The following is a 13,210-nucleotide window of genomic DNA, read 5'->3' on the forward strand; positions in this document are numbered from 1 at the left end:
TAGCCGTCCACTTCTCACAAAAGGAGACGTGATTTATATGGCGAAAAAAAAAGAGGCATTTCGCAAAGGGCGCTGGACAGTCAAGCTTGATCTGCAGGATTTTATCTACCGCAATTATTCACCCTATGAAAACGGACCGGAATTTTTAAAGCCGCCAACCAAGCGAACCCGGCAAGTATGGAATAAAGTCGCCAAATTGATGGATGCGGAAAAAGAAAAAGGCGGCGTTTTAGACATTGATGTCAGCGTACCGAGCGCGATTCTCAGTCATGGTCCGGGATATATTGATAAAAAAAATGAATTGATTTTTGGATTGCAAACCGACAAACCCTTACGCCGGGCGATCAAACCGGTTGGTGGTATTCGTTTGGTGGAGAAGGCATGCCAGGCACGCGGGTATACGGTTAATCCCCGGATTTCAGAAATTTATAACAAATACCGTAAATCACACAATGATGCCGTATTTTCCATTTACACCGAGGAGATGAAAAAGCTGCGCCGTCTGGGAATTATTACGGGATTACCGGATAATTATGCCCGCGGACGTATCATCGGTGATTATCGCAGAATTGCGCTTTATGGGGCAACACGTCTGATCGAGGAAAAACAAAAAGACCTGCTCAAGATTGATGATGCCATGGAGACCAAAACCATTCGGCTCCGCGAAGAAATAGCCAACCAGATTCAGGCATTGCAGGATATTATTACGCTCGGGAAACGCTACGGTTTTAATCTCGCCGGCCCCGCACAAAATGCACGGGAAGCGATCCAGTGGACCTATTTGGCTTACCTGGCGGCTGCCAAGGAGTCAGACGGTGCTGCCATGTCAATCGGGCACCTCTCTGCATTTTTTGATGTCTATATTACCCGCGACATGCAGGCGGGAAATTTGACCGAGTCCAAAGCGCAGGAATTTATTGATGATTTCACCATTAAATTGAGAATGATCCGTCAGCTCCGTCCGCCGGAGTATGATCAGATTTTTGCCGGGGACCCGGTCTGGGTTACGTTGGTTTTGGGCGGGATGGCAAGTGACGGCCGGACCAAGGTCACCAAAACAGATTTTCGGTTTTTGCAGAGTTTGTATAATCTCGGACCTGCACCGGAACCGAATTTGACGATTCTTTATTCTTCGCGTCTGCCTGAGCCCTGGAAGGCGTTTGCATCTGAAGTGGCGATCAAGTCCAGCGCTTTGCAGTTTGAAAATGATGATATCATGCGTCCGATTGCAGGGGATGATTACGGTATTTCCTGCTGTGTCTCTTTGCTCAAAGCCGGGAGTCAGATCCAATACTTTGGTGCCCGCTGCAATATGGGCAAAGCACTTCTCCTGGCACTCAATGAGGGCCGGGATGAAATATACGGGGAGCAGGTGGTTCCCAATGTTCCGGCATTGAAAGGGAAATATCTTAACTACGATGATGTACATGAAAATTTTGTTTATGTGCTTTCCTGGTTGGCAGAACAATATGTGAAGATTATGAATGTAATTCATTACAGTCATGACCGGTATTATTATGAAAGTTCCCAGATGGCGCTGCTGGATTCTGAAGTGGACCGTCTCATGGCATTTGGTATGGCCGGACTCTCGGTGGTGGTTGATTCACTCTGCGCAATCCGGTATGCCAAGGTCGAGCCGAAGCGGGACCGCAAGGGGCTCACCAAATCGTTTGTGGTTCAGGGCGACTACCCGGCATTTGGAAATGATGATGAAAGGGCGGATAACCGGGCGCGGGACCTTATCATTACGTTTATCACTGAATTGCGCAAACATCCGGTCTACCGCCGGGCTACGCCGACGCTCTCGATTTTAACCATTACCAGCAATGTCCTTTACGGCAAGAAAACCGGCGCGACACCCGATGGCCGCAAAGCAGGAGAACCGTTTGCCCCGGGCGCCAATCCCATGTTTGGCCGGGAAAAAAACGGCGCCCTGGCCAGTTTAAATTCAATCTCCAAGCTGCCTTACTATGCTGCGATGGATGGTATTTCCAATACCTTCTCAATTGTTCCACAAGCCTTGGGACGGGATCGTGAAATTCGCAATGAAAATTTAATCGGCATTTTGGACGGTTACTTTACCAAAGGCGGGCATCATATCAACGTGAATGTACTGGATCGGGATTTGCTAAAAGATGCGATGCGCCATCCGGAAAATTATCCCCACCTTACCATTCGGGTTTCCGGATATGCCGTTCATTTCACCAGACTTACGCGCGAACACCAGGAAGAGATTCTGCGCAGGACGTTTCATGAGATGATTTGACAATTTGTAAGGACGTAAATACTGTTATGTAGGGGCGTATAGCAATACGCCCCTACCGTTTAAGGAAAAATTCATGAAAAATATCATCGGCCGGATTCATTCCATAGAGACACTGGGGACGCATGACGGTCCGGGTCTGCGTTGCGTTTTTTTTCTTGCCGGGTGCAACTTTCGATGCACTTTTTGTCACAACCCGGATACCTGGACGCATAAGGGATCACAAAAAATGACGCTGAGTGATGCCCGGCTTCGTCTTGAACCGTTATTGCCCTATTTGCGGCAACATGGCGGCGGTGTGACGGTTTCGGGTGGAGAACCGACCATGCAGTCCGAGTTTGTGCAGGCATTATTTAAAATGGCCCACGCCTTTCGATTAAACACCGTGTTGGATACCAATGGGAGTTGTCATCTGGAAAAAGCAGTGAAATTATTAAAACAAACCGATTTGGTACTATTGGATATTAAAGCTTGCGATCCGAAAACACATCAGTTGGTGACCGGCAAACCCCTGGCACCGGTTTTGGCATTCGGACGTTTGGCCGCCAAGACCCCGGGACGGCTCACCATTCGGCGTGTTTTACTTCCCGGGATCAATGATTCGCCGGAAGAGATGAATCAACTGGCTGAGTATGCAGTGGGTTTGAAATATCAACCGCCGATAGAATTAATCGCTTACCACCGTCTGGGTGTTCATAAATGGGAAGAACTTGGGATCCGGTATTCCTTGAAAAATCTCAAACCGCCTTCTCAAGCTGCATGGAAACAGGCGGCCAAGAAATTGGAGATGAAAGGATTGACTGTGTTTAAAGGGTAAAAACAGTTTGGAGAATTTTTTTTGAGATTTGGCATCAAATTTGCTTCTGATATTTTAAAAATGTATTTTTTTTCTTGACAGATTGCAGTGAAATATCATATTCTTTTCATTCTGTTTTTTCATTTCACGATATTGCAGCCTATTATCATTATATTATGTAGAATATACCTTGATGATGATCGAGGTAAGAAGGAGACTGCATGCCCAAAGTAAATGTAAACCCGAAAAACCGTGTGTTTTTCAACAAAATTCCTGAGATTATGGATGTGCCCAATCTTATGGAAATCCAGAAGAAATCATATAATGATTTTCTTCAGAAAAACATCCGTCCTGAAGATAGAAAAAATCAGGGATTGCAATCTGTTTTACAAAGTGTTTTTCCGATTTATGATTTCAATAACAATTCCAGTCTTGAATTTGCCGGTTTTACTTTCGGCGAGCCTAAGTACACGGAGGAGGAATGCCGCGAACGGGATATGACGTACTCGGCAGCTCTGAAAGTGACGCTGCGTCTGGTTGTACGCGAAGAAGACCCGGACACGAAGATCAAGCGCATTAAAGATATCAAAGAGCAGGAAGTCTTTTTCTGTGAACTCCCATTGATGACCAGCAAAGGGACGTTTATTATCAATGGTGCCGAGCGGGTCATTGTATCGCAGCTGCATCGGTCACCGGGTGTTTCTTTTGATGAGGATGAGGTCAAATCCGCCAGCACGGGCAAACGTTTCATGATCGCCCGGATTATTCCTTACTGGGGTTCCTGGTTGGAAATGGAATTTGACAACAATGATTTACTCAATATCCGGATTGACCGCAAACGTAAAATTTTGGTAACCACCTTTTTGCGTGCCATCGGTTTTACGACCCAACAAAAAATTATCAGCCTTTTTTATGAGACCGAGACCATCCCGGTCAAGCCGGAAGCGATTGACCGCATTGTGATGGATGATATTGTTGATCAGTCAACCGGCGAGGTACTGATTGAATGCAATACCCTCCTGACCCCGGAATTGATCCAGAAACTCGACGAATCGAAGGTTAAAAAAATTCCGGTTGCCAAGATTGGTGTGGATGAAGAACTCTCCATTCATAAAACACTGGCCAAGGATAATACCCGGTCGAAAAACGAGGCACTGATAGAAATTTACCGGAAAATGCGTCCGGGTGATCCACCCACGGTGGAAAGCGCATCGGCGCTTTTGGACAGTCTCTTTTTTAATCCCAAGCGCTACAATCTTTCGCGGGTGGGGCGGTACAAATTGAATAAGCGGCTTGACCTGCATATTCCGATTGACCACTGCACCCTGAAAAAAGAAGATATCGTCGAGATCATCCGTAAGTTGGTGACGCTCAACAATCAAGATGAAGCCAAGGATGATATTGATCATCTGGGTAACCGCCGCGTACGTTCCTCAGGCGAGTTGCTGGAAAATCAATTCCGGATCGGATTGGCGCGTATTGAACGTGCGGTGAAGGAACGGATGTCTATTTTGGAAATTGATACCTGTATGCCCAGCAACCTGATCAACGCCAAACCGGTTGCAGCCGGGGTAAAAGAATTTTTTGGTTCTTCACAGCTCTCGCAGTTTATGGACCAGACCAATCCTTTGGCGGAGTTGACGCATAAACGGCGTCTCTCAGCACTGGGTCCCGGAGGGCTGAATCGTGAGCGTGCGGGTTTTGAAGTACGCGATGTGCATCATACGCATTACGGCCGTGTTTGTCCGATCGAAACACCGGAAGGTCCGAATATCGGTCTGATTTCATCCCTGGCAACCTTTGCCCGTGTGAATGAGTATGGTTTTGTTGAGACACCCTATCGCAAAGTCGTCAACGGTAAGGTAACTAATGAGATTCATTATCTGGTGGCGGATGAAGAAGATAGTTATGTCATTGCGCAGGCCAATGCCGAGATCGATGCCAAAGACGGTTTGGTCGGTCCGTTGATCTCAGCCAGATTTAAAACCGACTATCCCTTGGTTAATCCCAAGGATGTTAATTATATGGATGTATCGCCCAAACAGCTGGTCTCCGTTGCGACGGCATTGATTCCCTTTTTGGAACATGATGATGCCAACCGCGCGCTGATGGGATCGAATATGCAGCGCCAGGCAGTACCGGTGCTCAGAACCGATGCACCTCTGGTCGGAACCGGCATGGAAGCCAAGGCGGCTTATGATTCAGGCGTTATGGTCATGGCCAAGCATGATGGTATTGTGGAAAAAGTGACATCCGAGCGCATTCTGATTTCTTACGAGGATAAAAAAGAGGGGCGTATTCATGTCGACACACATACCCTGCTCAAATATCAGCGCTCCAACCAGGACACCTGTGTTAATCAGAAGCCGATTGTTAAGCCGAATCAGCATGTAAAAAAAGGTCAGGTTATTGCGGATGGTCCGGCGACCCACGAAGGTGAACTCGCATTGGGGCAGAATGTGCTGGTCGCTTTTATGCCCTGGCAGGGATATAATTTTGAGGATGCGATCATTGTTTCCGAGCGGTTTTTAAAAGATGATGTATTCACCTCCATTCATGTCGAAGAATTTGAACTGGAGGCGCGTGACACCAAATTGGGCAAAGAGGAAATCACCCGCGATATTCCCAATGTGGGTGAGGACGCTTTGAAAGATTTGGATGAAAGCGGCATTGTACGCGTGGGTGCGGAAGTCGGGCCGGGAGATATCCTGGTGGGGAAGGTTACACCCAAGGGAGAGACCGAATTGAGCCCGGAAGAAAAACTGCTCCGTGCGATCTTCGGCGAGAAATCAGGCGATGTTCGCGATGCTTCACTCAAGGTTCCGCCGGGAGTGGAAGGCAAGGTTATCGAGGTGAAGGTCTTTTCGCGTCGTGAACGGGACGATAAAATACGTGCGCGCGACATTGATCAAATTAAAAAAATTGAAAAAGACCGTATGCGCAAAGTTGCGCACGTTGATAAACGGTGTAATGAAGATATTGCCGAGACGGAACAGAAGCTTGCGGAAATCCTGGCGGAGATTAAGAAAGGCGGCAAAGGCGATGCCGCCCGCGCCAAAGAGGATGCCGCCAAGCGCATCAAACGCCTGACGCAGATTTCTGAAGAAGTCAAAGATGAGATCAATGTGGATCATGAAAAACAGATTATGAAAATCCGTAAGGGTGATGAATTGCCGCCGGGTGTGATTAAGCTGGTCAAAGTCAATGTGGCGAAAAAACGCAAACTCTCTGTTGGAGATAAAATGGCCGGACGCCATGGGAATAAGGGAGTTGTTTCCAAAGTGGTTCCGGTTGAGGATATGCCGTATTTGGCGGATGGTACCCCGGTGGATATTATTCTTAATCCGCTCGGTGTTCCGTCACGTATGAACTTGGGTCAGATTTTGGAAACCCATCTGGGCTGGGCGGCCCAGAAATTGAACAAGTATATGGCAACACCGGTTTTCGATGGCGCCACACTGGAACAGATTAAAGAAAAACTTAAAGAAGCGGATTTGCCCGAATCCGGCACTGCGGTCTTGTATGACGGTCGTACCGGGGAACGCTTTGACCAGGATGTTACCGTCGGCTTTATCTATATGCTGAAGCTGGCCCATCTGGTGGATGACAAAATTCATGCCCGTTCGATTGGTCCCTACTCTTTGATTACGCAACAGCCCTTGGGTGGTAAGGCCCAGTTCGGTGGTCAGCGGTTTGGAGAGATGGAAGTCTGGGCTTTGGAAGCGTACGGTGCGGCGGAAGTGTTGCAGGAGTTGCTAACCGTTAAATCCGATGATACGGCCGGACGTACGAAAATTTATGAAGCAATTGTAAAAGGTAAAAATGCACCTGAGTCATGTGTGCCGGAATCATTTAATGTACTGGTCAAGGAGCTGCAAAGTCTGGGACTGAATATTGAACTGCTTCGCGGGTACAAGCAAGAAGAAGAGCAAGGTGACGAGAAAAAAGAAGAAAAGGCTACCAAATCCAAGAAGCGCAAGGTCGCCAAGGAGGATGCATGAGAGTAGAAGGCGGATTTGGAGAAAAAATGACAGTGCTCCAACGGGAGCGCGAAAAAGAGCGTGAATATCATGAATCACGTGCTGCCGGGATGTTTGATGCGATCCGTATTTCGCTGGCATCGCCGAAAGTCATCCGCGACTGGTCGCGGGGTGAGGTGAAAAAACCGGAGACAATCAATTACCGTACTTTTAAACCGGAGCGGGATGGGTTGTTTTGCGAGAGAATTTTTGGTCCGGTAAAAGACTGGGAATGCGCCTGCGGCAAGTACAAGCGCATCCGCTACAAGGGTGTTGTCTGTGATCGTTGCGGTGTTGAGGTTACGCAAAGCAAGGTCCGGCGCGAGCGTCTGGGGCATATTGAACTGGTTGCGCCGGTAACGCATATTTGGTATTTTAAAGGGGTGCCTTCCCGGATTGCTTATCTGCTCAATATTGGCGCCCGTGCACTTGAGAAGGTTATTTATTATGAGAGTTATATTGTAACCGATCCCGGCGATACGCCTTTGGCCAAACGCCAGATGCTAAGTGATGAAGATTATCGCGGGTTTAGAGAACAATATGGAAATGCTTTTAAAGCCAAAATGGGCGCGGAAGCGATCCGCGATCTTTTGCGTGAAATTGACCTGGTGGAAATGTCCGAGAAATTTCACAAGGATATGGAAACCAGTTCTTTGCAAAAGAAGAAAGAAATCGTCAAGCGCCTCAAAGTTGTGGAAGCCTTTCGTAAATCGGGGAACAAACCGGAATGGATGGTTTTGGAAGTTGTTCCGGTGATTCCGCCGGAGTTGCGTCCTTTGGTGCCGTTGGATGGCGGGCGTTTTGCGACATCCGATTTGAATGATCTTTATCGCCGCGTTATTAATCGCAACAACCGGCTTAAGAAACTTATGGATCTTAAAGCGCCGGATGTCATTATTCGTAATGAAAAACGTATGCTGCAAGAAGCGGTGGATGCTTTGTTTGATAATGGCCGCCGCGGTCATGCAGTCAAAGGGCCGGGTAACCGTCCGTTGAAATCCCTGTCCGATATGCTTAAGGGAAAACAGGGACGCTTCCGCCAGAATTTGCTGGGCAAGCGCGTTGATTATTCCGGTCGTTCGGTTATTGTGGTCGGGCCCGAGCTCAAGCTCTGGCAGTGCGGTCTTCCCAAGAAAATGGCGCTGGAATTGTTCAAACCTTTTATTATTAAAAAGCTGGAAGAACGCGGATATGTTCACACCATTAAAAGCGCCAAGAAAATGGTGGAAAGGGTCAAACCGGAAGTTTGGGATATTTTGGAAGAGGTTTTGAAGGATCACCCTGTGATGCTTAACCGTGCACCCACACTGCATCGCCAGGGTATTCAGGCTTTTCTGCCGGTTTTGGTGGAAGGCAAAGCCCTGCGTATTCATCCTCTGGTGTGTGCCGCGTTTAACGCTGATTTTGACGGTGACCAAATGGCGGTTCACGTACCACTTTCGACGGAAGCCCAATTGGAAGCCAGGGTTTTGATGCTTTCAACCAATAATATTCTTTCAACCTCCAGCGGACGTCCGATTATTTCACCTTCGCAGGATATTGTTTTGGGTTGCTATTATCTAACCAAGGAACGTCCCGGTATTCAGGGTGAGGGAACGATTTTTTCCAGTCCCGAAGAGGTCATGGTTGCGTTGGATGCCAAAGCCATTCCCATTCATGCCAAAATTAAGGTTCGGGTAAATGGCGAGCTGTTGGAAATAACCGCAGGCCGGGTTTACTTCAATGAAAATGTGGTTCCGGAAAAAATTCGTTATGTCAATAAAGCACTTACCAAAAAAGAGCTGACCAATTTGGTGGCCCATAGCTATAAGGAGTTGGGGACCTACGAAACAGTCATTATGCTGGATAAAATGAAGGAAATTGGTTTCGAAGCAGCCACCCGTGCCGGTATCACGGTGAGTATGGATGATATTCTTATCCCGGGAGACAAGCCTGAATTGATTGCCCAGGCGAAAAAAGAAGTGGCCGCCATTGAACGTCAGTATCAGCAGGGTGTCATCACAGACGGTGAACGGTACAACAAAGTCATCGATATCTGGACACATACCACAGATAATATTGCCGAGGTCATGATGGGCGGCCTGTTGGAAGACCGGACTGGTTTTAATCCTATTTATATGATGGCGGATTCCGGTGCGCGTGGTTCGAAGATGCAGATTCGTCAACTGGCCGGTATGCGTGGTTTGATGGCCAAGCCGCAGCAGAAAATTACCGGTGCTGCCGGTGAAATTATTGAATCACCGATTATCGCTAATTTTCGCGAGGGATTGAATGTGCTGGAGTATTTTATCTCCACCCATGGTGCCCGGAAAGGTTTGGCGGATACCGCGCTTAAAACAGCGGATGCCGGTTACCTGACCCGCCGGTTGGTGGATGTGGCGCAGGATGTTATTGTTTCGGAGCATGATTGCGGCACCCTCAATGGTATTTCCATTGGTGCGATTCGTGAAGGGTCGGAAGTCATCGAGCCGCTCAAGGAAAGAATTCTGGGTCGTGTGGCATTGGACAATGTTGTTGATCTGCTCTCGGATGAGGTCTTGGTCCGGTCGGGTCAGGAAATTACCGAAGAGATTGCCGAGAAAATTGAGAATGCAGTTGTTGAAAGAATTCGTATCCGTTCCGTGTTGACTTGCGAAAGCCGCCGCGGTGTTTGCGAAAAATGTTACGGACGAAATCTGTCAACCGGTAAAACCGTCGAGGTCGGTGAGGCAGTGGGGATTATTGCCGCCCAGTCCATCGGTGAACCCGGTACACAGTTGACACTGAGAACGTTTCATATCGGCGGTACGGCCAGTCGTGTTTTGGAAATTTCAAAGATCGAAGCCAAGAATGACGGCGTTGTTCGGTTGCACAATGCCCGTACAATCAAAGATTTCGAAAAAAATAATCTCGTCCTGAACCGCAATGCTGAATTGGGTGTGTATGATGAGCGTGGTTCGGAACGGGAATTGTATCCTTTGCCCTACGGTACGGTGTTGAAGGTTTCCGAGGGGGACCCGGTTAAAAAGGGTGATGTAATTGCTTTGTGGGATCTTTATAATGTTCCGATTTTTACCGAGTACTCCGGTAAAGTTGAGTTTGAGGATGTTGTGGAAGGCAAAACCATGAAGGAACAGACCGATGAAGCCACGGGTTTGATCGGTCGTGTGATCGTTGACCACAAGGAAGAAGATATGCATCCTCAGATTGTGATTCGGGATGATAAAAATAAAGCGATCGGGTCTTATGCCATTCCGACGGGGGCTTATTTTACTGTAGAAAACGGTGATACCATTACGTCCGGTACGATTTTGGCAAAGATTCCCCGAGAAATATCAAAAACCCGTGATATTACGGGTGGTTTGCCGCGTGTGGCGGAGTTGTTTGAGGCACGCAAGCCTAAAGGCGCTGCAGTGATTAGCGAGATTGACGGTACGGTGAGCTTTGGTGTCGGAACAGTACGCGGTATGCGTCGTTGCCTGGTCAAACATGAAACCGGTATTGAGAAGGAATATTTGATTCCGGTGGGTAAGCATCTTAATGTTCGTGACAGTGATCGTGTGCATGCGGGTGAAGCCTTGACCGATGGTCCGATCAATCCGCATGATATTCTGGAAATCAAAGGTGAGAATGAAGTCCAGGAATATCTGGTCAATAAGGTTCAGGAAGTTTACCGCTTGCAGGGTGTTACCATCAATGACAAGCACATTGAGGTTATTGTCCGGCAGTTGCTTCGCAAGGTTGTGGTGGAAGATGCCGGTGATACCAAATTCCTGGTGGGGACACAGGTTTACCGCTTTACCTTCCGGGATGAAAACGAACGGGTATCCAAAGAAGGCGGACGGCCGGCAACAGCGCGTCCGATTCTGCTGGGTATTACCAAAGCCAGCCTGGGTACGGAAAGTTTTATTTCCGCAGCCAGCTTTCAGGAAACCACGCGTGTTTTGACCGAAGCGGCGATTGCCGGCAAGGTGGATCAACTGAGCGGGCTCAAGGAAAACGTGATCATGGGTCATCTTATTTCTGCGGGTACGGGCATGCCGCATTTGCAGAAATTGCGTGCTGAGTTGGAAGGCAAAGATAAAGAAGAGGAAGAAAAAGTGTCTGAAGAAGTTGAAGTCAGCGCGAATTAATTTTCTGGTTAAATGTATGGGGGCGAACCGAAAGGTTCGCCCCCATTTTATTTGTATGACCATCAGCAAAAATGGAATGCCGACGTCATGCTCCGGAATCAAGGAAAGAGAGTAGTGTTATGTCGATTATCGAGTGGGATCCCAAAATGTCTGTTGGTGTACGGGAAATTGATGACCAACACAAACAAATTATCAAGCTGATCAACAACCTGGATAGTGCTTTTCAGTCGGGAAAAGGCCGGCAGGAAGTCAAAAAAGTGATGGGGTTTTTAGATAAATACATCATTGATCATTTTGCATACGAGGAAATATTTATGGAAAAATATAACTACCCGGAATATGCTGAAGTTAAGCAAGAACATGACGGATTTATACGGGAGTTCACAGAAAGTAAAAATGAGTATGGAAACACTAAAGATACCCACAACTTCATTAATAAACTCCGGGAAATTCTTGTGCCTTGGTTAACCAACCACATTGCTCAGACGGATATGAAAATGGCGCAATATTTAAAACCCTATATTGAAAATTAAAGTAGTCGTGTATGCCTCTACAGAAAAACGCGTCGTATAGGGAAGAAATAAGGTGGCATCAATTGTAGGGGAGGACCTGCGACCAAAGGGAGTTCCATACAATTTTCCATCCGATTGGGGTGTCCGCCCTCTTTTTGTTTTAAAAACATGCAAGGATTTCCGCCAAAACCGGTCAAATAGAATAGGGATTTTGCCGGTTGACAATACTCAACCTGATATCACAAAATGTGGAGGTTGGAAAATGGCGGAAGAAGGAATGATTACCATGAATGAATTTAAAACAGTGGTGGAACGATTTGAGGATAATCAGAAGAAGATTATTGAAGTCATCACGCATAAATTTGATAACCTTGAAACCAGGATGACCAGACAAGAAAATAAAAGTGACTCTATGATGGAACAAATTGCAATATTGCATGAGGGTCAGACTGAGATGAAAGCGGAATTGAAAATTGCGAAAAAAGAGCGAAATGCGTTGAACACAGGCCAGATGGAAGTGCAGGCAGAATTGAAAATTGCGAAAAAAGAGCGAAATGCGTTGAACACAGGCCAGATGAAAATGCAGGCAGAATTGAAAACTGCGAAAAAAGAACGAAGTGCGTTGAACACAGGCCAGATGGAAATGCAGGCAGAATTGAAAATTGCGAAAAAAGAACGAAATGCGTTGAACACAGGCCAGATGAAAATGCAGGCAGAATTGGAAACTGCCAAACTAGAAAGAAACGCGTTGAAAGCAGGCCAGGTTTCACTGGGAAAAGGACAACAGGAAATTAAGGCTGAGTTGAAAAACAGCCTGAAAAAACGGGTAACGTATCAGGATTTCAATAAGCTGGAGAAACGGGTTGTGCGGTTAGCAAATAAAGTGGCGTGATACTGTAGGGGCGAAGGGAGTCCCATACAATTTCCCATCCGGTCAGAGTGGTTTGTCCTGTGACTATATATGCGAAAGGCGATTGGTTTTTAGAACCAACCGTCTTTTTTTTATGCAATTTATTTTCTTTTTTTCTGTCTAACCTAAATAGGGGGGACAGGAAAATGTTACACAACCGCAAAGCCATCCGGTTGAAAGAATATGATTATTCAACCCAAGGAGCCTATTTCGTCACTATCTGTACACATCACCGGGAATATGTGTTTGGGGGAATAAATCACGTAGGGGCAGGTCCCAGACCTGCCCACCAATTCGAACCCGTCCAACAAATTGATATCAAAAAAATGATATTGAACGATTATGGCCGCATGGTTGATTACACTGGCATGATTTGATGAATCACAATAATGAAATTGAATTGGATGAATATGTAATCATGCCCAATCATTTTCACGGGATTATAAAAATTGGTTTGGATTCACGAATGGATGTGGGGATGGGGACTGTCTGGCGGGCAGATATGAAATCCGTCTGGCGGGCAGGTCTGGGACCTGCCCCTATTTATGGGTAATGTCAACCCCCAATATATTTAAGTCATGCAGTGGAGGGAAAATCT

At 46.9% G+C, this 13,210-nt stretch carries 7 protein-coding genes; all 7 read left to right on the plus strand.

Annotation, left to right across the window (positions count from 1 at the left end; genetic code table 11):
* Nucleotides 1-37 precede the first annotated feature (37 nt).
* The 7 genes from pflB to K8S19_00515 all read left to right on the plus strand — a co-directional run bounded on the left by pflB (nucleotide 38) and on the right by K8S19_00515 (nucleotide 13,165).
* The gene (pflB, locus tag K8S19_00485) at nucleotides 38-2,266 is read left to right on the plus strand and encodes a formate C-acetyltransferase (GenBank protein ID MCD4812160.1); all 2,229 of its coding nucleotides are present in this window, start codon (nucleotides 38-40) and stop codon (nucleotides 2,264-2,266) included.
* Between the two features lie 73 nt (nucleotides 2,267-2,339).
* On the plus strand, nucleotides 2,340-3,080 hold the full coding sequence (gene pflA / locus K8S19_00490; GenBank protein MCD4812161.1) for a pyruvate formate lyase-activating protein: 741 nt from the start codon (nucleotides 2,340-2,342) through the stop codon (nucleotides 3,078-3,080).
* A gap of 200 nt (nucleotides 3,081-3,280) precedes the next feature.
* Nucleotides 3,281-7,060, plus strand: a complete 3,780-nt coding sequence (gene rpoB, locus K8S19_00495; GenBank protein MCD4812162.1) for a DNA-directed RNA polymerase subunit beta — start codon at nucleotides 3,281-3,283, stop codon at nucleotides 7,058-7,060.
* A gap of 89 nt (nucleotides 7,061-7,149) precedes the next feature.
* Nucleotides 7,150-11,190, plus strand: a complete 4,041-nt coding sequence (gene rpoC, locus K8S19_00500) for a DNA-directed RNA polymerase subunit beta' (protein ID MCD4812163.1) — start codon at nucleotides 7,150-7,152, stop codon at nucleotides 11,188-11,190.
* A gap of 119 nt (nucleotides 11,191-11,309) precedes the next feature.
* On the plus strand, nucleotides 11,310-11,723 hold the full coding sequence (locus K8S19_00505; GenBank protein ID MCD4812164.1) for a bacteriohemerythrin: 414 nt from the start codon (nucleotides 11,310-11,312) through the stop codon (nucleotides 11,721-11,723).
* A 241-nt stretch (nucleotides 11,724-11,964) separates the two neighbouring features.
* Complete coding sequence (locus tag K8S19_00510) at nucleotides 11,965-12,594, plus strand: hypothetical protein (GenBank protein ID MCD4812165.1); 630 nt, start codon at nucleotides 11,965-11,967, stop codon at nucleotides 12,592-12,594.
* A gap of 394 nt (nucleotides 12,595-12,988) precedes the next feature.
* Nucleotides 12,989-13,165, plus strand: coding sequence for a hypothetical protein (locus K8S19_00515; protein ID MCD4812166.1), 177 nt, complete (start codon nucleotides 12,989-12,991; stop codon nucleotides 13,163-13,165).
* The last annotated feature ends 45 nt before the right edge of the window (nucleotides 13,166-13,210 follow it).

The organism is bacterium (genome assembly GCA_021108215.1).
In the GTDB taxonomy this organism is placed as follows: Bacteria; Oederibacteriota; JAAXVQ01; order JAAXVQ01; family JAUVAV01; genus JAIORK01.

Coding starts and splice junctions, on each gene's coding strand:
- pflB (MCD4812160.1), top strand. CDS start 38: ATGGCGAAAAAAAAAGAGGCATTTCGCAAAGGGCGCTGGACAGTCAAG.
- K8S19_00510 (MCD4812165.1), top strand. CDS start 11,965: ATGGCGGAAGAAGGAATGATTACCATGAATGAATTTAAAACAGTGGTG.
- rpoB (MCD4812162.1), top strand. CDS start 3,281: ATGCCCAAAGTAAATGTAAACCCGAAAAACCGTGTGTTTTTCAACAAA.
- K8S19_00515 (MCD4812166.1), top strand. CDS start 12,989: ATGAATCACAATAATGAAATTGAATTGGATGAATATGTAATCATGCCC.
- rpoC (MCD4812163.1), top strand. CDS start 7,150: ATGTTTGATGCGATCCGTATTTCGCTGGCATCGCCGAAAGTCATCCGC.
- pflA (MCD4812161.1), top strand. CDS start 2,340: ATGAAAAATATCATCGGCCGGATTCATTCCATAGAGACACTGGGGACG.
- K8S19_00505 (MCD4812164.1), top strand. CDS start 11,310: ATGTCGATTATCGAGTGGGATCCCAAAATGTCTGTTGGTGTACGGGAA.